Genomic DNA, 22,756 nt, shown 5'->3' with positions numbered 1-22,756 from the left:
TAAAATTATGAAAAATGTAAAACAAATGATGAGTACCACAGTATTAGCCTTAGCTTTAATTACTGTTACGGCCTGTAAAAATGAAACCAAAAACGCTGTAGAAGTTACTGAAACCCCAGAAGTTGTAGAAACTCAAACACCACAAGTAGCCTTGCAATTTAAGGATGCGCAGGTGGGTGCTGCATTTCAACATTACATTCATTTAAAAACGGCTTTGGTAAATTCAGATGCTGAAGAAGCAAAAAGCGGTGCTAGAATGTTGGCCGAAACCAATACCGATGAGCATGTAAAAGCGTTGGCAGTAAAAATTTCTGAAACCGATGATATTAAAGTGCAACGTGAATTATTTTCAGAGTTAACAACTGCTTTAAAACCTATTTTGGCAAGTAACATTTCATCGGGTGAAATTTACGAACAACATTGTCCAATGGCTTTACAAGGTGGAGCAAACTGGTTTGCCAAAGAAAAGGAAGTAAATAATCCGTATTACGGCGATGCTATGTTGCATTGCGGGGTGGTGCAAGAGACTTTAAATTAATAATTCTGAATATCCGCAACTATTAATATAATTCCTAGGCTCATAAATGGAATTACAATAGAGTCTGTGTGTGGGATGCAGAAACAAGTTCAGCCTAACTAAAACAATGTATTGTGGGAGAACGCGAACAGTTATATAAAAAACAACTAAAATAATACCTAAAATGAAACAGCAGATTTACATAAAAAATATGGTTTGCGAACGTTGCAAGCAGTCGGTAAGTCAATTGCTTGCAACTTTAGGTATTGCTGTCTATCAATTAGATTTAGGAGAGGTTACTATAGAACCTATCACAGATGACATCTATAAGACTTTAAAAATTAAACTTCAGGAACTTGGGTTTGAACTGATTAGAAGTGAAGATGATATCCTTATAGAGCGTATCAAAACGATCCTGGTTAAAATTTTAGACCAGCAAGTGGATACGAAACTTAAACTTTCGGAAGTATTAACAGCACACATTCCAAAAGATTATTCAGTAATAAGTAAGTTGTTTAGTAAAACTATGGGGATAACTATTGAAAAATATTTTATTCAATTAAAAATTGAAAAAGTAAAAGAACTCTTGCAGTTAGACCAATTACAGTTTACAGAAATAGCCCATGATTTAGGATATACGAGTAGTAGCCATTTGGCGAGTCAGTTTAAACAGATTACTGGAATGTCAATGACTCAATTTAAAACATTACAAAAGTGGGATAGAAAAACATTAGACAAAATTATATAAACATATACCCGAATTATGCTAATGTAAAAGGTACTATAATCGTAAATTTATAGAGTAAATAAACAAATCATGAAACATATATATAAAATATCAGGAATGACTTGTAATGGCTGTCGTGGTCATGTGGAAACCATACTTTCTAATGTGGAGGGTGTCTCTAAAGCAACAGTCGATTTAGCGAAAGCCGAAGCCGAAATAGAAATGGATACATATATTCCTATAGCGACGTTTCAAAAAGTGTTACAAGATGATGGCGGACGATATGGAATAGAGAAACCACTCCCAGCCTCTCTAAAAGATGGGAGTCAAACTCCAGAAATCAATCATGAACATTCAGAAGTTAAAACCCAGGCAGATTCGCCAAAAGGTATGATGCATACGTATCATATACATGGTATGACGTGCAACGGTTGTCGTGGTCATGTGGAAACTATTTTGAATGCTGTTGAAGGCGTTACCAAGGCTTCGGTCGATCTAGAAAAATCTGAAGCCACCATCGAAATGGAAACTCATATTCCTATAGAAACGTTTCAAAAGGCCTTAAAAAATGATGGAGATACCTATACCATTCACCCGTTAGGTACTCATAAGCATGACCTACCTGCTAAAAAAGCAAAAACAAAAGATTCAGGAAAGGGAACCTATTATTGCCCGATGCATTGCGAGGGTGAAAAGACTTATGATGCCCCTGGCGATTGCCCGGTTTGTGGTATGGACTTGGTTAAGGAGCAGAGTTTAAAAGCAGCGACTAAAACGCAATATACCTGCTCCATGCATCCTGAAGTGATTAAAGATGAACCCGGAGCTTGTCCTATTTGTGGTATGGATTTAATTCCGTTGCAAGTTGATGTTTCTGCCGAAGAGCAGACCTATAAAAAACTGCTTAAAAAGCTTAAAATCGCGGCGGCATTTACCATTCCGATATTCGTTATTGCCATGTCGGAAATGATACATAATAATCCATTATACGACATCATGCCCTTAAAATATTGGAATTGGGTGCAGTTTGTGTTGTCTATTCCCGTGGTGTTTTATGCGACTTGGATGTTTTTTGAACGGGCCTATAAAAGTATAAAAACCTGGAACCTAAACATGTTTACTTTAATAGGGATAGGCGCAGGCGTTGCTTGGTTATTTAGTGTATTTGGTATGCTATTTCCAGATGTTATTCCCGATCAATTTAAAGCGGAAGCGGGTACCGTGCATGTGTATTTTGAAGCAGCTTCGGTAATTTTAACCTTGGTTTTAATGGGGCAAGTGTTAGAAGCTCGCGCACATAGCAAAACCAATGATGCGGTTAAAGAATTATTGAAATTAGCACCAAATGAAGCGACTCGTGTGGTAGATGGTAATGAGGAAGTTATTGCTATAGATGATATTAATTTAGGAGATTTATTACGGGTGAAACCAGGAGATAAAATTCCTGTAGATGGTAAAGTTCATGAAGGCGAAAGTTCGGTTGATGAATCGATGATTACGGGAGAACCAATTCCTGTTAGAAAAACTGTAGGCGATCAAGTGAGTTCGGGAACCATTAATGGGAAACAATCCTTTATAATGACCGCCGAAAAAGTGGGTGGCGATACCTTATTGTCGCAAATTATAGACATGGTGAACAAGGCGAGCAGGAGTCAGGCGCCTATTCAGAAATTAGCCGATAAAATTTCAGGGTATTTTGTGCCCGTGGTGGTAGCGATTTCTATTTTAACTTTTGTGCTTTGGGTTATTTTCGGCCCGGAACCCAAATACGCTTTTGCTTTTGTAAATGCTATTGCGGTTTTAATAATTGCTTGTCCCTGTGCTTTGGGCTTGGCCACGCCCATGTCGGTTATGGTTGGAGTTGGTAAAGGCGCCCAAAATGGTGTACTGATTAAAAATGCCGAAGCTTTAGAGAAAATGGATAAAGTGGATGCTTTGATTATTGACAAAACCGGTACGATAACCGAAGGAAAACCATCGGTAGAAAAAGCAAAAAGTGTTTCAGATAGTATAGATGCTAACACCGTACTCCAATACATCGCTTCTGTAAATACCATGAGTGAACATCCACTAGCCGAAGCTACGGTAAAGTATGCCAAGGAGCAGAATGTTACGCTTTTAAAAGCATCCGATTTTAATTCGGTTTCGGGAAAAGGGGTTACCGCTGTAGTTGATGGTAAGCAAATCGCTTTGGGGAATGCTAAAATGATGGATGAAGCGAAGGCATCGCTTTCAAAAGCATTAAAACAAGCTGCCGCTGAAGAACAACAAAAAGGTAAAACAGTGTCTTTCCTTTCGGTAGATAAAACAGCCGTTGGTTATGTTGTTATTGGCGATAAAATTAAAGCTACAAGCAAACAAGCCATAAAAGAATTGCAAGACTTGGGCATTGATGTCGTGATGCTTTCGGGCGATAATGAAGCTACGGCAAAGGCTGTTGCCGTAGAATTAGGCTTGAAACATTTTAAAGGTGGCATGTTGCCTCAAGATAAATTGGCAGAAGTAGAACGCTTGCAAAATGAAGGTAAAAAGGTTGCTATGGCTGGCGATGGTGTAAACGATGCGCCTGCATTGGCAAAAAGTGATGTTGGTATTGCCATGGGCACAGGAACCGATGTGGCGATAGAAAGTGCAGCAATTACGCTTGTAAAAGGCGATTTACATGGCATAGTAAAAGCAAGAAAATTGAGTGATAAAGTGATGAAAAACATCAAACAGAATTTGTTTTTCGCTTTGGTTTATAATTCTGTAGGGGTGCCTATAGCGGCTGGGGTTTTATATCCATTTTTCGGAATATTATTATCACCTATGATTGCAGCTTTGGCCATGAGTTTTAGTTCGGTTTCTGTCATTGCCAATGCATTACGATTAAAATCGGCAAAAATTGATTAATCAAAAAAAAACTAGATATGGAACATTCAAAAAATCAATCTAAAAAAAATAATTACAAACGATTCTTCATTATGCTAGCGGCATCATTTGTTGCCATGTATATCACCATGTATTTAAATACTTATGCCATAGACCATGTGTATTTTAGTTTAACCCGCTTTTATATGACGTGTTTAGGTATTTCAACGATGGCAATTATTATGTTTTTTGCCATGCGAGATATGTATCAAAATAAAAAAATGAATAGGGCTATCATTATAGGGAGTATTGTTCTGTTTTTTGGAGCCTTAGGTTTGGTTAGAACTCAAGCGCCAATAATTGGTGATATATTATGGATGAAAGCTATGATTCCTCACCACTCTATTGCTATACTAACGAGTGAACGCGCAGACCTTAAAGATCCTGAAGTGAAGCAATTGGCAGATGATATTATAAAGGCTCAAAAGAAGGAAATTGAAGACATGAAAGCGATGATTAAACGTTTAGAAGAAAAGAAATAAAGTCATGAAACAAACATCAGTTTATATTATTATAGCATTGGTTTTAGGGCTTGTTTTGGGTTACTTTTTATTTGGAGGACATAAAACTAGCACTTCAAATCACGACCATAATCATGCTGAAGAAGCAGCATCGGAACAGCAGCAACAAAAATGGACGTGCTCCATGCATCCGCAGATTGTTAGAGAAGAACCTGGAGATTGCCCTATTTGTGGTATGGAACTAATCCCGATGGTTACCGATGCAAGCGGATTAACGGCACAGCAATTTAAGTTAACTAAAAACGCTGCTGCATTGGCTAACATTGAAACTACAGAAATTTTAGGTGAAACAGGCCAGGGGCAGCACTTAGTCTTATCTGGGACTATCGCTGTTAACGATGATCAAGTATTTACGCAGCCTGCCCATTTTAACGGCAGGATAGAGACGTTGTATGTGACATCTGTAGGACAACAAGTAAGTAAAGGTCAATTGGTTGCAACGGTGTATTCCCCAGAGCTTATTAGTGCACAACAGGAGTTAATTACGGCGTATAAAATGAAAGGGAGTCAACCCGAATTATATCATGCGGTTCATAATAAATTTAAAAACTGGATGATTCATGATAGTCAATTACATGAGGTAGAAACTTCAGGAAAAGTGATTACTCAATTTAAAATTTACTCGCATGTATCGGGTACGGTAACAGAGATTTCAGCAAAAGAAGGCGATCATGTTATGGATGGAAAGGCCATTTTTAAAGTCTCAAATTTAAATACAGTTTGGGCTGAATTTGATGCCTACGAAAATCAGATTCGATCGTTAAAAGTTGGTCAGCATATTGCTATTTCAGCTAAAGCATATCCGAATACTATTATAAATTCTGAGATTGTATTTATAGACCCCATGTTAAATCCCTCTACACGAACCGTGAATATTAGAGTCGTCTTAGATAACTCAAAAAGGTTGTTTAAGCCTGGAATGTTTGTCGAGGGCGAAATAGCTAGTCAATCTCAAGGCGTGCAGGCTGTGCTTACTATTCCGGCTTCGGCAGTGCTGTGGACGGGAAAGCGGTCTGTGGTGTATTTAAAAGCAAATCCAGATGAACCTGTATTTGAAATGCGTGAAATTGCTTTGGGAAATAAAATTAACGATACTTATGAAGTGTTAAACGGATTAGCGGTAGGCGATATTATTGTAACTCATGGTACATTTACTGTAGATGCTGCCGCTCAGTTACAGGGAAAAGCTTCTATGATGAACCAGAACTATGTGAGTATAGAAGACCGGTCTACGCAGACCTCGGAAATTGATGTCGCTAAACGTATAACCGTTTCTAAAGCATTTCAAGCTGAGGTTTTAAAGATTTTTAAAGCGTATATCGGGTTAAAAGATGCTCTTGTGGAAAGTCATGAAAACCGAGCTAAAACGGAAGCGACTACATTGTTACATACCTTAAAAAATGTAGATATGAAGTCGTTAGAACAAGATACAGAGGCTCATAAAACCTATATGGCTATTCATAAGGATTTAGAAGGGCAGGTTAAATCGGTGGTAAACTCAGAGGATATTACAGGCCAACGAAAATATTTTTCAGAAGTATCGGTATCGATAAAATCAATGATAGAACATTTTGGAATAGATAGAAAAGTATATGTACAATTTTGTCCTATGGCAAATGTAAATACCGGGGGGTATTGGCTTAGTTTTGATGCGGTTATTAAGAATCCGTATTTTGGAGATGCAATGTTAGGCTGTGGAGAAAATGATAAAATAATAGAGTAATAAAGCATCCTAATTTGTTTTATAACAAGAACTCAGGGTGTTTTTTGAGAATTATATAATTGAACTATAGATAATTTCTATGGTCTAATTATTGAATTTAAAATATTAATGCTAATTTGCGATAGATTTAATAATTAATAAATCAAAGCAAATTCGATATGGAAATCTTATTAGATAATGTAATTCCAGAAAATCAGGGGCGAACATTTACAACAAATGCTTCAGAGCATAAAGATATTATTAAAGTTAAACAAGCCGTTATGGCAGTTGAAGGTGTTGAATCTATTGTATTTAAAGATGTGGTCTTTCCGAAACAATTTCGAGTAGAAGTCTCTAAAATGATAGAGGTTAGATTTATCGAGGAAGCGGTTAACGACATTGGTTTTAATGCAAGGCCAAGGGATTTCTTTTCCTTTTAATATATAAGAAAAGGTTAGCATATTACATGCTAACCTTTTTTTTATATTTTACGACTTGTTGCTAAGTTGTAAGATTATTTCATGCCATAAACGGTAACATCTGCTTTTCCGTTTAAAATACCCTTAGTATCATACCAGAATTCTATACTTCTTAATTTACGTTTTCCACCAATTAAGTCGATAACACGGCTTTCTCCATTTTTAGGAATTGAAAAACGCGTGTTTATATTTTGAGGAACTCCACCATCGTAAGTAACTACTAAACGTTGAATATTAACAGGAGAATCTCTTACTGTAAATTTAATTTTTCTATAATAATCGTAAGGTCCTGGAACATTTATTCTATCGTGGTCTGCCGTATGATTGGCATGAGTGGTTCCTAAATTAATCCATTTTCCTATAGCATTATTACTGTGTGTTACGGGTCTTGGTTTTACTATGCGTTGCGCAGAGACAGCCTGAATACTGAGTATGCAAATTAGGAGTGCCGATAGTAAGAATTTTGTATTAAACTTCATGATGGTAGGTATTTAATTGGTTATATAAGAATTAAATATACACAAAAAGAATAAAAAGCAAACGGTATTAGAATGAAGATTGCGTTATATAATTTTTTTAATAACCCGCAATTTGTGTGTATGTGTTTTGGTATCTACATTGTAAATGCCCGAATGATCTAGTCTGTCTATTCTAATTTTTCCGTGAGCATGAATAATGTAATTATCATTCATAATAATACCTACGTGTATAATTACACCTTCGTTATTATCAAAAAAAGCTAAATCACCAGCTTCGCTTTCTTCTATAAAACTTAAAGCTTCTCCTTGCGTAGCTTGTTGCGAAGCGTCTCGGAATATTTTATAGCCATTCAGTTTATAAACCATTTGTGTAAAACCAGAGCAATCAATTCCAAAAGGTGTTTTTCCTCCCCATAAGTAAGGTGCGTTTAAATACATAAATGCGGTATCTATAAGATTGCTTTTTGGAGCGATATGGTTACTTACATTACCATCGTGGGTATGTTTTAAAATATGTAAACTATTCAGAGAAGACCCTAGAGGAATAGGGTAGAGCTGGTTATTTGCGTCATTTACAAATTCAACCAAATCGGTCGCTAGTTTGGGCTGTTCGGCATCCAGCTGTATATAAATATCTTCAGTAATTTCTACGTATTGTTTATTGTCTATCCATCCCTCATAGCCATCGAAAGCTAATCGGATTTTACTCCATTTTTTTCGTTGTTCTAAAACTTTGAAATGTTCACCATAGAGCACTTGAGACACCAGTTCGGAAGGGTCATTAGGTTCAAATCGTAATGGGACAATGCTTAAATTACAAACGCCGTATTGCATTTACTAACTATTGGATTTTGGCTAAATATAGAATTTAATGAGTTTTTATAAAAGATTTTTTTGAATTAAAGTCGTTCAATTACCATTGCCGATGCTCCTCCGCCACCATTGCAAATGGCCGCCGCACCAAGTTTGGCATTATTTTGTTCGAGCACATTTAAAAGTGTAATGATAATTCTAACCCCAGAACATCCTAGCGGATGACCTAAAGACACCGCCCCGCCGTTAACATTTACATTGGCATCTGTTAAGCCAAGTATTTTCATATTAGCTAAACCAACCACAGAGAAGGCCTCGTTAAATTCGAAAAAATCTATTTCATCTATAGTTACCCCAGCCTTTGCTAAGGCTTTTGGAAGTGCTTTTGCAGGCGCCGTGGTAAACCATTTTGGTTCTTGGGCAGCATCTGCATATCCTTTTATAAGCGCTAAAGGTTTTAAACCTAAAGCATCTGCTTTTTCTCGACTCATTAAAATAACAGCACCAGCACCATCATTTATCGTTGACGCATTGGCAGCCGTTACGGTACCATCTTTTGTAAACGCAGGTCGAAGCGAAGGAATTTTATCAAGTTTTACATTTGTAAATTCTTCGTCTTTACTAAAAATTAAAGGTTCGCCACGACGTTGAGGGACTTCAACAGGAACCACTTCGTTATCGAATTTCCCAGCTTCCCAGGCTGCAGCAGATCTGGAATAAGACTGGATGGCGTAGGCATCTTGATCTGCTCTACTAAATTTATGTTCGGTAGCACAAGCATCGGCACAAACCCCCATAGCATTTTGGTCGTAAGCATCTACAAGACCGTCTTTTTGAAGGCCATCTATTAATGTTGCGGGTCCAAATTTAGTGCCAGTTCTAGCATGCATATAATGCGGAATTAAGCTCATGTTTTCCATACCTCCAGCAACAACAATTTCGGCATCGCCTAAAGCAATGGTTTGTGCTGCACTCATAATAGCTTTCATACCCGAAGCACACACTTTATTTACCGTTGTACAAGGGACAGTATTTGGAATTCCGGCGTAAATGGCTGCTTGTCTAGCAGGAGCTTGGCCGGCACCAGCCTGAACAACATGGCCCATAAAGACTTCTTCAACAGCATTGGCGTCTAGATTTATTTTATCGAGCGCACCTTTAATTGCTATGGCACCTAATTTAGGGGCAGGAATTGTAGAAAGTGATCCTAAAAAACTTCCAATAGGAGTTCTAGCTGCAGAAACAATAACGACTTCTTTACTCATAACAACACATTTACGATTTATACTTGCGAAATTAATCAATTTAATAGGATTTAGGAAGGAATACACTCTTATAAACCTGTTAAAACGCTTTAATTTTTATTACATTTGATTTACTTAAATGTATTCATGAAAGACTTTATAAATACCCTTTATAGGAATCATACCCTGCTGTATAAGGCATTACTTTTTATATGTACCACATTTTTAATTGTGTATTTGTTTCCAAAAAGTGGCCGCTTTAAGTACGATTTTGAAAAAGGTAAACCTTGGCAGTCCGAAAACTTATATGCGCCCTTTAATTTTGCTATAAAAAAGAGTAACGAAGAAATAGAGAAAGAAAAGCATGAAATTAATACTAATGCCATTCGTTATTTTGACATTGATAGTGGTATAAAACAAAAGGTTTTTAAAGATTTTGAAGCCGCTTTTGAAGAAACCGTTCCGGATTCGATTCCAAAAAAAGATTATCGAACGCTTTTAAAAGAAGGGACTAAAATTTTAAATGATTTTTATCATTACGGAATCCTTCATGAAGATCTCAGTTTTAATAGTCAGGCCACAGTTGTTTTATTAGAAAATAGGGTTGAAAAACTTAATACAACCTATTCTAGTTTAGTGAAACAAGAAAATATAAAACCCTTACTAATAAGAACTTTAGAAGATGTTAAGTTAGAAAGTTACGAGAAGGTGTTTTTATCTGTTTTCTACGATGTTATTCAGCCTAATTTAACGTATAACAAAGAGTTTACGGAACGTGCGTTAGATGAAGAATTAGGGAAAATATCTTATACTCGTGGGAGTATAGAAAAGGAAACCTTACTCATCTCTAAAGGAGAAGTTGTTGAAGGCGATAAATTTCAAATTTTAAAATCGTTAGAATCTGAATATGAATCGCAAGTTTGGAATGCTTCAAACTATAATTGGATCGTTTTTGCATACACCTTGTTGGTCGCATTAGCCTTATTAATGTTGCTTTTGTTTTTAAGGAAATACAGGCGCGATGTTTTCGAAAATAATAATAAAGTAACTTTTATTTTCTTCAACGTGTTGTTTATGGTTTTTATAACCTCTTTGGTTGTAAATTACAATTCACATTATATTTATGTGGTCCCGATTTGTATTCTTCCACTGGTTTTAAAAGCCTTTTTCGATGCCAGATTAGGCCTCTTCACCCATGTGGTAACCATGTTGTTATTGGGGTCTATAGTCCCGAATAGTTATGAGTATATGTTTTTACAAATAATAGCGGGTATAGTCACTATTTTAACGGTGTCTGAATTATATAAGCGTGCCAATTTATTTATTTCGGTTGGACAAATTACACTGATTTATATTATTGCATATTTCGCATTTTTCGTTATTCATGAAGGAAGCATAGACAACTTAAAATGGGAAACTTTTTTAATGTTTATTTTATGTGGATTGGCGACACTTTTTGTACAACCTTTAATCTATGCTTACGAAAAGATGTTTGGTTTAGTGTCTGATGTCTCGCTGTTAGAACTTACAGATACCAATTCGAAGTTATTAAAAGAATTAGCAGAGAAAGCCCCTGGAACCTTTCATCACTGTTTAAACGTTGCTAATTTGGCTGAAGCATCTGCTAACGAAATAGGAGCAAATGGTATGTTAATTCGAGTTGGTGCCTTGTATCACGATTTAGGTAAAATGAAGAATCCAACCTTCTTTACAGAAAACCAGTCTACAGGAATAAATCCGCACGATGAGTTATCTCCAAAAGAGAGTGCTCGTATAATTATAGATCATGTTTTACATGGAATTGAAATAGGAAAGAAAAATAATTTGCCAGATCGCGTTATAGATTTTATAAGAACGCATCATGGTACAAGTGTGGTGTATTATTTTTATATGATGGAAAAGAAATTGCATCCCGACGATGTAAATATTGATGATTTCAGATATCAAGGTCCAAAGCCTTTTAGTAAAGAAACAGCCATTTTAATGATGTGCGATAGTGTAGAAGCGGCCTCAAAAAGTTTAAAAGAACCCACGTCGACAAAGATTGATGAATTTGTAGAAAATATTATAAATAAGCAGATGGATGAGGGGCAATTCTTAAATTCTAATATTACGTTTAAAGAAATTCAATCTATAAAAAAAGTGCTAAAACTCAAGCTAGCAAACATTTACCATTTACGAATAGAATACCCTGAATAATTTTTATAAAAAAAGATTAAAAAAGGTTGTGAAATCTAATAACAAAGCTTAAATTTGCAACCGCAAAAATATTGCAACGTTCATAATTTTTAGGAGAGGTGCCAGAGTGGTAATGGAGCAGATTGCTAATCTGTCGACGGGTAACTGTCGCCAGGGTTCGAGTCCCTGTCTCTCCGCAATTAGTCTTTAATATAATATCGGGAATTAAAGAGTTTAAAATACATCTTCGGGGTGTAGCGTAGCCCGGTTATCGCGCCGCGTTTGGGACGCGGAGGTCGCAGGTTCGAATCCTGCCACCCCGACAATTTTGACATATTGTAAACTAAAAAAGTATTAAATATATTGATTATCAGTTATTTAATATTTTTTAGTTTCAATTGTTTTCAATTGAAACTAATGGTTAATATGTCCTATAGCGTGTCCTATTTTTAGGATGTACTTTCGTATAATAGAGTCCTTTAGGGCTTTTCTAAGATTTGACTTTCACTTTAAAATATGTCTAATTAAAGTGAAATGTAATGAAAACTACAAAATCATTCAGTGTAAACTTTTGGCTGAAAAAAAGATCAATTAAAAGCAATGGTCAAATTCCTATTTATGCGCGTATTTTAGTAAATGGTATTGGTGCTGATATTAGTGTACAACGTACTACATTGGAATCCAATTGGTGTTACCAATCCTTTAGGGTAAAGCCTAGATTAAAGGACGCTAAATCTATTAATGACTTTTTGGATGGGATTTATACCGATTTATTGGAATGTCATAAACAATTGTGTTCCGAAGGTGTTCCAATAAGTTCCCAAAGAATTAAGAAACGCTATCTTGGTAAGGATAAGGTTATGGAAACCCTAGATGATATCCTTGAATACCATAGAACAGTGGAATCGAAGAAATTGACTCCAGGGACTTTAAAGAACTATACTGCAACAGAAAAATATTTAAAACGTTTTATAAAGCAAAAGTATGGTGGTTCTGATATCCAATTGCCCTTTATTGATTACCTGTTTGTAATTAAATTTGAGGATTTTCTTCGGACCTGTAAACCGCTAAGAGCATCACAGTCTCTAAATAACAATGGGGTGATGAAGCATATGGAACGCTTAAAGAAGCTTATTAATATTGCCATGAAGTTTGGTGGTTATAAGTGCAGTCCTTTTAGTTTTTACGCTTTTAAGTATGAGGATTACGATAGTGTGTTTTTAGAGTCTTGGGAATTAGAAAGGTTAAAAAGTGTTAGTTTACCTTCTGTACTTTTAAAACAGATAAGGGACTTTTTTGTATTTTCTTGCTATACAGGACTATCTTATGTAGAAGTTAAACAGTTGAGAAATAATGATATAGTGGAAGGAATTGATGGCGCTTTATGGATTAATGTAAAACGACAAAAAACAAAGACACCTGTTCGAGTGCCGCTTTTGCCACAGGCCTTGGAAATATTATATAGATATAGTTGTTATGGTAATCAAAATAATGGGTTTAGGCTGTTTCCTATCATTTCTAATCAAAAAGTCAATGATAATATTAAAATTCTAGCTAAGATAGCAGGTATTTCCAAACATCTGACTTTTCATGTTGCAAGACATACTTTTGCAACTACCATTACTTTGCTCAACGATGTGCCATTGGAGACGGTTTCAAAATTATTGGGACATACCAAACTTTCTACTACTCAAAAATATGCTAGGGTAGTGGAGAAAAAAATAAGTAAGGATATGGGGAGGTTGAAGCAGGTATTAATAGAAAATGAGAAAAAAAATAAAATTAAAAAGTCATCGTTTGAACCTGTTCCCCTACGAATTGTTTAAATAGTTGTAAAATTTGGAATTAGAGAGCCACCTTTGTTGGACAAATGAGGATAGTTAAATTTTAGGTAAGATATTATTTAATAATGATATTTTTTACATTTGAGGTAGTGTTTTAGTTAGCCATAATTTTATATAAATGCCTTTAAGTAGAAAACGAAAGAAAAAAAGAAGACTAAAAATCCTAGAAAGAAAAGCTATAAACCTTATGAAGTTGTTAAACAAGATTTTATTAGGTTTGAAAGCCCTTCTTTTGGTCAAGATTTATCATTTGAAGAAAGGTTGGGTGTTTTTTTAGAACTTGGAGCAGAAGCCAATAAAAGGTTTGAAAATGAATATGTTGAACTGCTTAATTATTTTAAAGAATATGATCCTCTATACTTATGTTCATTTTGCGCCTATTATTTTACATCCAGTGAAGAGGGGATAGATGAGGAAGCAATAAAAGGATATTTGGAATTTCCTCAATTCTATGTAGAAATTTTACAGGCTTTTTCTTTAATGGCTGAAAGAACTATTTCGGCTAAACCATTACATGAAAAAGTTGAAGACTTCAAATCTTTAGTTCAAAACCTCAATCAAAATCAAAGCATTGGGTATTATAAACTCATAAAAAATATAGAACAAAATGAAAATGGGTTAAATGAATTTATACTTAGAGCCGATATGATGCTACATACTTTAGCTGTTAGAAATTGGGCTTATGTAGGTCAAATGAAAACAATTAATCAAGAACTTGCTTTTCTTATTTCTGAGGATTTTAAAAGAGTTATTGGATTTAATTCAAGTGATTTCATTGAAGTTTTTTCTGGGTTGGTTAACTTAATAGAGAATAAGTTCAATGCTCATAGAAATAATACACGTCTTTTTATACAACAGAAAAACTATAATGATGTTTTTAATACCTATGAGAAAAGTTTTGATTCAGTAGAGAAACAGGGGGAAAAGCAAAGAGAACAATTTAGGGAAAAGATAGTAAAGAATCTAAAAGCACTAAAAGTCTTTCTTTTAGAACATTCTGATTTATTCTTGTCTGATATATTTACCCTGAACATTGAAGAAATCTTTAATCATTTTGAAGGGAAATATAATAAAGTTGATATTGAATATATGCTAGAGAATTTAAGTCTGTCCTTTGGAGAATTGTCTGAAATTAATAAGGACTTTGTGTTTCTTGATAATCCTATTCATTCTAAGCCTTTCATTAAAACTGAGGACGGATACTTTTCTTCAATACCGCATATGTTTGACCATCTAGGAGTAAGTCTTTTAGAAAGCTTAATCTGGACTGATGTTAAATTAAAAAACATTTATTTAGAAAAGAAAGGTAAGTATCTTGAAGAAAAGGTTGAGCTATTGTTTAAAAGCTCCTTCCCTAACGCAAGAGTGCTTTCAGGTAGTAAATGGTATTGTCCAATGGATAAGAAAGATTATGAAAACGATTTAATTGTATTAATTGAAGAATTTGCAATTATAGTAGAGTGTAAATCTGGAGCAATTTCATCTTCAGCTAAGAGAGGTGCTCCCGATAGGTTATTCAGAACAATGAAAGATTTGGTGATTTCACCATCTGAGCAAGCTATTAGATTTCAAAATTTTTTAAAGAACAATCCAAAAGAACACTTATTTACAACTAAATCATCAGAAGTTAAAAATAAAGTTGATTCTTCAAAAATTAAATACTTTGTTCCATTAGGAGTAACATTGTCACATTTAGGCAATATTGGATGCAATTTAAAAAAGTTAATAAAAGCAAATGTTGTCAGTAATAAACTAGAAGAATTAGCTCCTTCAATAAGTTATACTGATTTGGAGGTTATTTTTGAAATATTATCGTCACAGTCTGAGAAAATTCATTATTTGTCAAGAAGAAGAGAGTTTGAAGCACATGTTGAATTTAATGGAGATGAAATAGATTTATTTGCCTTTTACTTAGATAATGGTTTTAATATTGGAGAAGTGGAATACAATGATACAACTCATTTTGATTTTACCCTTAAATCCAAAGAGCTAGACCCATACATGATTGGTAAACATAGAGGAGTAGAAGTTAAAAAACCTATTCTTAAAAAGACTAAATATTGGCAAGACTTATTAGATAAAATAGAATTAAGAACTAAAAATTGGCTAATTAATTCTTTTATTCTTTTGAACTTACCAGAACAAGACCAAAAGGAATATGAAAGAAACTTGAAAATTCTGAAAAAAAGAATCCTTGATGGAAAGGTTGAAAAGAAATATAATTACATGTTAATGAAGGTTGGAGTTGAAAGAAGACGTTATACACTTGCTGGATTTCCTTATAAGGACATTGATAAAGTAACTCGAAATAATTTAATAAATGATATAATCGCAGAAGGCTTAGAAGATGAGAATAGTAGAGGAGTATTGGTTATTGGATATGACCTTAATTATAATCATTATCCTTATTCTGTTATAGCAGGCAGTTATGAGTCAAATTTATTTGATGATTTGTCCTAAATTTTATTTAATTACTGCTGTTCTTATTCAAAGGATTCAAATTAAAGAGAATTGTATAAATTAGCTTTCGATATGGCTAAGGAGAGGAAGTTTAATTACGGGATAGGTTACATTTTAACTCAATAAAGTTAGGATTTAAGTGATTTTAAAATTGAATTTCTATCGATAATTTAAAATTTATTTTTTAATTGAAGGAACCAAATTAAAAAAATATCAGGTTCAGATTTATCAAGTGCTGGGGATGACTTTCATATATTATGGGCAATCAAAAAATCTCTTGATTTATTAAATTTTGATTGAAAGGAAATGGGTTTTGTACTAAAACGAAAACAAATCTTAAATTTTATTTTAAGAAAGGAATATATTATTTTTATGCTTATAGGTTAGTCTCTAAGAACTTTAAATATTAAGTTTTTTATAATTAAAAGGAACCCTATTTAGGTTTTTCACGAATAAAAGGCTTGGTTTTAAAGTGCTAAGACCGTTTTTCCGTGAAAAATAAATCTAGATATTTCCAAAGAGGCCTGAAAAGCCTTGTAAATAGGGGGATTGAAACCGTAAAATCGCTTTAGCGTGTTACCCTCTGGCTTTTTTCCTTTATACAAAATTATGTGTGTTTAAGATTGATAAATACAAATAAAATAGAAATTACCATTTTTTTATTTCTTTAACTTATATATTTTTAGAGTATTACAATTGGAAACTTAAAAAGCTATGAAAATTTTCTCCTACTTAATTATTGCCTTTATTACCATTACGATAGGTTGTTTCAGTGATGAGACCATTCCACCAATTACTACTGAAAATACTTTTTCCTGTAGGATTAATGATGATGTGTTTTTGCCTAAGGATCACGGTTCATTGCCAGTGATTAAAAGGGTATTAGTGTCTTTACAAGTGAAAATGATTGGATTTTTAACTTTCAAAATTCAAAATTCAAAATCTCAAATAAAATTATACTTAAAAGACGTTACTCATACAGGTACTTATGATTTAAGTTTAAGTGATGGAAATAAAGATCTTTATGAGGAAGATGGGAATAAAATGGTTGTTGATTTGGCTACTGAAATAACTCAATCCACCCATTTTCTGGTAAAATAAAAGTATTGGAATTGAATGAAAAGAAACAAATTCAATTAACATTTGATAATCTTAAACTACAGGATTTAAATGATCCGGTTAAATACATCTTATTAAGCTCAGGTAAATTGAATATTAATTTGGTTACTTTGAATGCTGAATCTGAATAAAAACTGCCTTATAAATTATAAGGCTAGGTCATTTCATTAATAATCTAAAATTTTTATGTCATAAATTTTAATGTTTACTTACTTACCATTTTATATTTGATTCCCCTTATATCTGCAATTAATTTATAACCATAATTCTAATCCTTATTTACCATGAGAAAAAGATTACTTTTATTGCTAATGCATGTGTTTCCAGTATTGATTTATAGTCAGACTTATACTGATTATATTGATGACAAATTTCAGTTATTAAACAAATCTTATGTAACAACGGATATTCTTTATGATAGGGTATTTAATATGTCTGATTTACCATCATTTAATCAAACTTCGACCGACAATTCCAGTGTACATCATTTTTATAGGCTTATGCTGAACTACAAATTTCTGATTATTTAAATAGATGGCAAGAATTATCAGATCTTCAAAATGATGTAAAAGAATAATTTCTTCAAAATAAAATTGCGATTGGTATAATTAACACTGAATATGAAATAATTGATGAAAATGCTTTGGTTGAAAATTTATTTGATCTTTCAGGCAGCGATAGTTTATTTGTAGATGTAAGCGGTAGATCAAGAAGTCCATATTTAAAAAAGACTGCTTTAGTATTAAGTCCATTAAAAGAAAATAGCAATAGTACTTCTGTAACCTTTGTAACAGGTAGTGACTTTACTATGCAGTCTTCCAGTACAACTATCACAAGTCTTCAAGCAGATTTTGGAAATGGACAAGGATATCAGACTATTCCATTGAGTGGTACTAAATCTATTAAACATTATACTGCAGGTATATACAATTTTAAATTTAAAGAATCCTTATCCCATGGGACTACGAAATATACCTATGGGAAAATTGGAATTAATAGTACAGAAGTTTAAAGAGAAATATATATGGAAAATAGGGTTAAATCAAATAAGATGAAAAATGAAAAACACTGGAAATTAAGTGGTTAAATTTGAAAATCCCACGGGGTACGCAGGATTTAAGATTTTTCTTCGGCTTATAGCCTTATTATGAATTGCTTTCAGTTAGTAAATATAGAAAAAATAAAGCAATTCACAACATACAACTTGTGCAGGTTCAATTTAAACCTGTACAAAAGTATAAAAAGAGATAAATCTATTAAAGATCAGAAAATGGGTTTGGACCACCAAATTCAATTATTTGTGCACAAATAACTTTCTCTCTATAAGCAAAGAAAGCTTTTATTTTCAAATATACAAGTTGTATAGAACCTTTTTTTAATTAAATTTGAATGATAACAATCTTGAAGATAAGATTTGAAGCATAAATCTTCAGATATTTAAAAAAACAAAACACGCATTATGAATAACTTAACTTTAGGAATCGACCTTGGGACAAATTCAATCGGGTGGGCGATAAGAGATGTATCAGCATCCGAAAATCAAATTATTAAAAATGGCGTTTTAATTTTCGACAAAGGTGTTGGTGAAGAAAAAGGTGTAGAATTTCCTAAAGTTAAAAAGCGTACAGAAAGTAGGGGAAAACGAAGAAATTATCAAGCTGAAAAGTATAGAAAATGGGAGGTGCTTGAATTTTTAATTAATAAAGGCATGTGTCCTTTAAGTATTGAGGAGTTGGACCAATGGCGAAAATATTCAAAAAAGGATAAACGTAAATATCCGCAAACGGAAAGATTTATTAATTGGCTTAGGTTTGATTTTAATGGCGATGGTAAACCTGATTTTAATTTATTGGGAGGTGATAAACATGAAAGTTACTATTTATTTAGGGCGAAAGCTATAAGTGAAGAAGAGAAGAATAAAAAGGTGTTTCAGAATAATCCTGAAATTTTAGGCCGTGTTTTTTATCAATTAGTACAGAGAAGAGGGTTTAAAGGCCGCGATGAAGAGGAAGCGAAAACTATGCTTCAAGGTTCAAAAGATGGAGCGACAAAAGGTAGAGATGAAATAGCAGATTATATAGAAAAACATATAAGTTTAGGGGCCGCGCTTTACTATTATCAAAAGGATAAATCCTCTAATTATGAAAAAATAAGAATTCGTCAACGTTATAATTTACGTAAAGATTACGAAAATGAATTAAAAGAAATTTGTCGCGTACAAAGTTTAAACGAGGACGATTATAAAAAATTATATAAAGCGATTATCTGGCAACGCCCCTTACGAACTCAAAAAGGTTTGGTGGGGTTATGTACTTACGAGAAGAATAAACGTCGAGTGCCAATAAGTCATCCGTTTTATGAGGAATATAGAACATGGGTATTTATTAATAATCTTAAAATTGAAGCTCCACAGGGGGAAGATTTAGAGAATTATCTTCAGAAAAAAATATATCCGTTGTTTTTAAAAAGCGGTAACGATTTTAAATTGAAAACCGTTCTGGATAGAATTAATAGAGATGGGGCAAAAATACATTCCAAATTTAGTGAAAGGCCAGATACAAAAGTTTTATCGGCTAAACTACTAAAAAAGCTAGAGGATATTTTAGGCGAAAATTGGAAAGAAAATTATAGTTGGAAAGCTTCTTTTGAGCGTCAAGCACAGCCCAAAAAGAAACTAAATAAAGATTATACAATTGAAGATATTTGGCACGTATTGTTCACTTTTGATAATGAAGAAAAACTAAAAGAGTTTGGAATACAAAAACTAGGACTTTCTGAAGAACAAGCTGAAAAATTTTCAAAAATAAGATTACAGCAGGGGTATGCAACGCTAAGTCTTTCAGCGATAAAAAAGATACTTCCCTATCTGCAAAAAGGATTTATTTATTCAAAGGCTGTTTACATGGCAAATCTTCAAAAGGTTTTAGGAACGCACGAAGTATCTGAAAATTTTATCAATCATTTTGCTCATGAAATTGATAGAATTTATGAACATGCTTCTACAGTAAAACAACTCAACAATGTTTTAAATAGTCTTTTTAGAGCAGAATTGGTTGCTGAGGGTGACTATCATCTTTCGGAAAATGAAGATTTGGATGTCTCTGATTTAGATTCGATTCAGCAAAAAATTATTGAAAATTTAGGTAAAAAAACTTGGAAGGAGACAGATGATATAACTCAAAAAAAATATCTAGATTATGTAAAAAAACACTTTAAGGAGTTCTTGCAAAAGCCACTTCAAGCCAAAAAAGGTGGGTTTATGGAACAGCCTAGAATTCATGACCAGATTTTTACATATTTACAAGAACATTATCCTGAGCAGGTGCCAAATGGAAATATCAAGTTTTTATGGCATCCTTCCGAGCAAGAAAAGTACCCTAATGCGTCCGATTATCAAGAAGTTTCCTTAAAGAATAAAACTATTTATATTAAAGAAACCGAATTAGATAGATTTTTACATAAATACCCAGAGGCAGAAACCGAGGGTATTTCTTTAAAATTATTGGGAGACCCAGAGCCCATAAGTAAAGGCTTTAAAAATCCAATGGCTTTAAAAAGTTTGCATAAGCTAAAACAATTATTAAACTTTTTATTGCAAACCAATCAAATTGATGCTCATACTCGTGTTGTGGTTGAAATTGCTCGAGAACTAAACAATGCCAACTATAGAAAAGCTCTTGAAAAATGGCAAAATGAACGTGAGCGAGAAAACGAGTCTTTTAAAAAACGAATAGAGGAAATCAATAAAGAATGTAGCACTAGTTTTGATGTTAATGATAAATCGCTATTGCGCAAAATTCGTCTTTGGGAAGAGCAAGATAGGAAATGCCTTTACACAGGAGAAACCATTAATATGTGCGATGTACTTAATGGGGAGCATTACGATATTGAACATACCATTCCAGCAAGTATCAGTTTTGATAGTGAGTTAAAGAATTTAAGTCTAGCAAATAAAGATTTCAACAACCTGATTAAAGGAAAAAGATTTCCTTCACAACTTAATAATTATAAAGAAGCTTCAACTTTTAATGGGAAATCAATTGAGCCTGTTATAAAAAATATTGAAAGCATTTTTGGAAAACGAACTTTTTACAAAAAGAAAATAAAAAGGGGTAAAGTTGAAAAAGAAATAGTTGTTGAAAAATGGGCTAAAATAGCTGATTTAGAAAAACAGTTAGATGGATTAAAAAATCTAAGTTATATAGATAATAAAGACGCTAAAGATTATAAAATTCAGCAAAGACATCTCTTAAAATTCAAACTGGATTATTTAAAACAAAAACTACAAACTTTTACTATTGAAGAATATAAAGCGAGTTGGAAAAATAGTCAGTTACGAGATACTCAAATCATGACTAAATACGCTGTGCCTTATTTACGAACTGTGTTTAATCGTGTTGAGGTTCAAAAAGGCGCAGTGGTAGATATTTTTAAAGAAGTTTTTAATGTTAAATTTTTAGATGATAAAAAAGACCGAATGAAACACAGTCATCATGCCATGGACGGTGCTATATTAACGTTAATACCTAAACCAGAGCATCGTGATAGGATCGTTAAGGAATATCAACTTAAAAAAGAAGAAAACTTTAGGTATATACATCACGAACAACCGATAGATTGGGAAGACTTTAAACCTTATTACATTAAGCAAATTGAAGAAGAATCTCTTATCAATAATTTAACTGAGCCACGGACTTTAAGCCAAACCTTTAAAAAAGTTAGGAAACGTGGTGAGGTAGATTATATAAAATACAAAGATGAAAAAGGAAAATGGCAATACAAATTAGATGAAAGATATAATAAGATTACCAAGTGGGCAAAAGGAGATAGTATTCGCGGACAATTACATGGAGAGTCTTTGTATGGAGCTATAAAACAAGCCAAACGTAATGAAGATAATACCATTGTTTTTGATGAGGAAAAGAACATGGTATTAGAAGACGAAATCAAACTTGTCGTAAGAAAACCACTAGTCTACGCTAAAGATGCTGCTTCACCAGGTTTTAAAAATTTAGCAGATGTTGAAAAAGTTATTGTAGATAAAGCTTTATTTCAAATGATTGCAAAACAAGTTGAAGAAGCGGGAAGTTTTAAAGATGCTTTAGAAAAAGGTATTTATATGCTGGATAAAAAGGGAGAAAAGGTTAATAAAATAAGGCATATTAGGTGTTTTGAAAGATTAAAACATACTACTGCGGTAAGTCCACATACACATGATTTTGCTTCTGATAAAGAATATAAACAAACCACTTATGCGCAAAATGGTGAAAATGTATTTTGTCTTTTTTATAAGGGTAAAATAAAAGGAAAGGAAGAACGAGCTATTAACATTATCGGTATTTACGATTTAGCAAAAATGAAAGATAGTATAAAAGAGGAAAAAGATTTTTTTGAAATTCCCCATTTTAATTCTATTCAAAAGAAAAAGTATCAACTTCCACTATATACTGTTTTAAAATCGGGTCAAAAGGCTGTTTTTTATAAGGAAAGCTTAGAAGAGTTAAAAGAGCTTAGTGATAAAGAACTTTCTGAACGTTTGTATAAGATGTACATTTTTGAAAATGATGGAAGAATAAGATTAAAACATCATTTAATTTCAGGGAGCACCACTGATATCAAAAAAGAGTATAAAGAATCTTCCTCAATGAATTTTGCAGAGTACACTCCTCTTTTAAGAATTACAGCAAATGGCTGGAATTTTGCTATTGAAGAAAAAGATTTTGAAATGAATTTAGATGGTTCAATAACTTGGAAATTCTAAAC

General features: G+C 33.3%; 15 protein-coding genes and 2 tRNA genes. 14 read left to right on the top strand and 3 right to left on the bottom strand.

Features of this window, described 5'->3' with window-relative positions; all coding sequences use genetic code 11:
- Positions 1 to 7 precede the first annotated feature (7 nt).
- The 6 genes from A9D35_RS03580 (at position 8) to A9D35_RS03555 (ending at position 6,817) form a co-directional block, all read left to right on the top strand.
- Complete coding sequence (locus A9D35_RS03580) at positions 8 to 538, top strand: DUF3347 domain-containing protein (protein WP_066219137.1); 531 nt, start codon at positions 8 to 10, stop codon at positions 536 to 538.
- A 163-nt stretch (positions 539 to 701) separates the two neighbouring features.
- Positions 702 to 1,265, top strand: coding sequence for a helix-turn-helix domain-containing protein (locus A9D35_RS03575; RefSeq protein ID WP_066219132.1), 564 nt, complete (start codon positions 702 to 704; stop codon positions 1,263 to 1,265).
- A gap of 69 nt (positions 1,266 to 1,334) precedes the next feature.
- On the top strand, positions 1,335 to 4,136 hold the full coding sequence (locus tag A9D35_RS03570) for a heavy metal translocating P-type ATPase (RefSeq protein ID WP_066219130.1): 2,802 nt from the start codon (positions 1,335 to 1,337) through the stop codon (positions 4,134 to 4,136).
- A gap of 17 nt (positions 4,137 to 4,153) precedes the next feature.
- Positions 4,154 to 4,636 carry a DUF305 domain-containing protein gene (locus tag A9D35_RS03565; RefSeq protein ID WP_066219126.1) on the top strand — a complete coding sequence of 161 codons (483 nt, stop codon included), beginning with the start codon at positions 4,154 to 4,156 and terminating at the stop codon, positions 4,634 to 4,636.
- Between the two features lie 4 nt (positions 4,637 to 4,640).
- Positions 4,641 to 6,398, top strand: a complete 1,758-nt coding sequence (locus A9D35_RS03560; protein WP_066219125.1) for an efflux RND transporter periplasmic adaptor subunit — start codon at positions 4,641 to 4,643, stop codon at positions 6,396 to 6,398.
- A gap of 158 nt (positions 6,399 to 6,556) precedes the next feature.
- The gene (locus A9D35_RS03555; RefSeq protein WP_066219123.1) at positions 6,557 to 6,817 is read left to right on the top strand and encodes a hypothetical protein; all 261 of its coding nucleotides are present in this window, start codon (positions 6,557 to 6,559) and stop codon (positions 6,815 to 6,817) included.
- 74 nt (positions 6,818 to 6,891) lie between these two features.
- On the opposite strand, the gene A9D35_RS03550 is transcribed toward A9D35_RS03555, so the two are convergent.
- The 3 genes from A9D35_RS03550 to A9D35_RS03540 all read right to left on the bottom strand — a co-directional run bounded on the left by A9D35_RS03550 (position 6,892) and on the right by A9D35_RS03540 (position 9,413).
- On the bottom strand, positions 6,892 to 7,335 hold the full coding sequence (locus tag A9D35_RS03550) for a DUF2541 family protein (protein WP_066219120.1): 444 nt from the start codon (positions 7,333 to 7,335) through the stop codon (positions 6,892 to 6,894).
- A gap of 84 nt (positions 7,336 to 7,419) precedes the next feature.
- Entirely contained in the window at positions 7,420 to 8,169 is a 750-nt protein-coding gene (locus A9D35_RS03545; protein ID WP_066219118.1) for a C40 family peptidase, read from the bottom strand.
- A 65-nt stretch (positions 8,170 to 8,234) separates the two neighbouring features.
- Positions 8,235 to 9,413: an acetyl-CoA C-acyltransferase gene (locus A9D35_RS03540; protein WP_066219116.1), complete on the bottom strand. Its 1,179-nt coding sequence runs from the start codon at positions 9,411 to 9,413 to the stop codon at positions 8,235 to 8,237.
- A gap of 126 nt (positions 9,414 to 9,539) precedes the next feature.
- Between A9D35_RS03540 and A9D35_RS03535 the strand changes: the two genes are divergently transcribed.
- From A9D35_RS03535 to cas9, 8 genes are all read left to right on the top strand, one after another.
- A complete protein-coding gene (locus A9D35_RS03535) occupies positions 9,540 to 11,591 on the top strand; it encodes an HD family phosphohydrolase (RefSeq protein ID WP_066219113.1) in 2,052 nt (683 codons plus the stop codon).
- Between the two features lie 92 nt (positions 11,592 to 11,683).
- Positions 11,684 to 11,767 (top strand) — tRNA-Ser (locus A9D35_RS03530).
- A 51-nt stretch (positions 11,768 to 11,818) separates the two neighbouring features.
- A tRNA-Pro gene (locus A9D35_RS03525) sits at positions 11,819 to 11,893 on the top strand.
- A 216-nt stretch (positions 11,894 to 12,109) separates the two neighbouring features.
- The gene (locus tag A9D35_RS03520) at positions 12,110 to 13,396 is read left to right on the top strand and encodes a site-specific integrase (protein ID WP_066219110.1); all 1,287 of its coding nucleotides are present in this window, start codon (positions 12,110 to 12,112) and stop codon (positions 13,394 to 13,396) included.
- Between the two features lie 279 nt (positions 13,397 to 13,675).
- Complete coding sequence (locus tag A9D35_RS03515) at positions 13,676 to 15,874, top strand: hypothetical protein (protein ID WP_066219107.1); 2,199 nt, start codon at positions 13,676 to 13,678, stop codon at positions 15,872 to 15,874.
- A gap of 714 nt (positions 15,875 to 16,588) precedes the next feature.
- Complete coding sequence (locus A9D35_RS03510; RefSeq protein ID WP_066219104.1) at positions 16,589 to 16,975, top strand: hypothetical protein; 387 nt, start codon at positions 16,589 to 16,591, stop codon at positions 16,973 to 16,975.
- A 661-nt stretch (positions 16,976 to 17,636) separates the two neighbouring features.
- Positions 17,637 to 18,005, top strand: coding sequence for a hypothetical protein (locus A9D35_RS03505; RefSeq protein WP_066219101.1), 369 nt, complete (start codon positions 17,637 to 17,639; stop codon positions 18,003 to 18,005).
- A 447-nt stretch (positions 18,006 to 18,452) separates the two neighbouring features.
- Positions 18,453 to 22,754, top strand: coding sequence for a type II CRISPR RNA-guided endonuclease Cas9 (gene cas9 / locus A9D35_RS03500; protein WP_066219098.1), 4,302 nt, complete (start codon positions 18,453 to 18,455; stop codon positions 22,752 to 22,754).
- The last annotated feature ends 2 nt before the right edge of the window (positions 22,755 to 22,756 follow it).

The organism is Formosa haliotis (assembly GCF_001685485.1).
Taxonomy (GTDB): Bacteria; Bacteroidota; Bacteroidia; order Flavobacteriales; family Flavobacteriaceae; genus Formosa; species Formosa haliotis.
Note: the sequence above shows the minus strand (reverse complement) of the source record. Positions and strands in the feature narration are given on the sequence as shown.

Coding starts and splice junctions, on each gene's coding strand:
- A9D35_RS03580 (WP_066219137.1), top strand. CDS start 8: ATGAAAAATGTAAAACAAATGATGAGTACCACAGTATTAGCCTTAGCT.
- A9D35_RS03575 (WP_066219132.1), top strand. CDS start 702: ATGAAACAGCAGATTTACATAAAAAATATGGTTTGCGAACGTTGCAAG.
- A9D35_RS03570 (WP_066219130.1), top strand. CDS start 1,335: ATGAAACATATATATAAAATATCAGGAATGACTTGTAATGGCTGTCGT.
- A9D35_RS03565 (WP_066219126.1), top strand. CDS start 4,154: ATGGAACATTCAAAAAATCAATCTAAAAAAAATAATTACAAACGATTC.
- A9D35_RS03560 (WP_066219125.1), top strand. CDS start 4,641: ATGAAACAAACATCAGTTTATATTATTATAGCATTGGTTTTAGGGCTT.
- A9D35_RS03555 (WP_066219123.1), top strand. CDS start 6,557: ATGGAAATCTTATTAGATAATGTAATTCCAGAAAATCAGGGGCGAACA.
- A9D35_RS03550 (WP_066219120.1), bottom strand. CDS start 7,335: ATGAAGTTTAATACAAAATTCTTACTATCGGCACTCCTAATTTGCATA.
- A9D35_RS03545 (WP_066219118.1), bottom strand. CDS start 8,169: ATGCAATACGGCGTTTGTAATTTAAGCATTGTCCCATTACGATTTGAA.
- A9D35_RS03540 (WP_066219116.1), bottom strand. CDS start 9,413: ATGAGTAAAGAAGTCGTTATTGTTTCTGCAGCTAGAACTCCTATTGGA.
- A9D35_RS03535 (WP_066219113.1), top strand. CDS start 9,540: ATGAAAGACTTTATAAATACCCTTTATAGGAATCATACCCTGCTGTAT.
- A9D35_RS03520 (WP_066219110.1), top strand. CDS start 12,110: ATGAAAACTACAAAATCATTCAGTGTAAACTTTTGGCTGAAAAAAAGA.
- A9D35_RS03510 (WP_066219104.1), top strand. CDS start 16,589: ATGAAAATTTTCTCCTACTTAATTATTGCCTTTATTACCATTACGATA.
- cas9 (WP_066219098.1), top strand. CDS start 18,453: ATGAATAACTTAACTTTAGGAATCGACCTTGGGACAAATTCAATCGGG.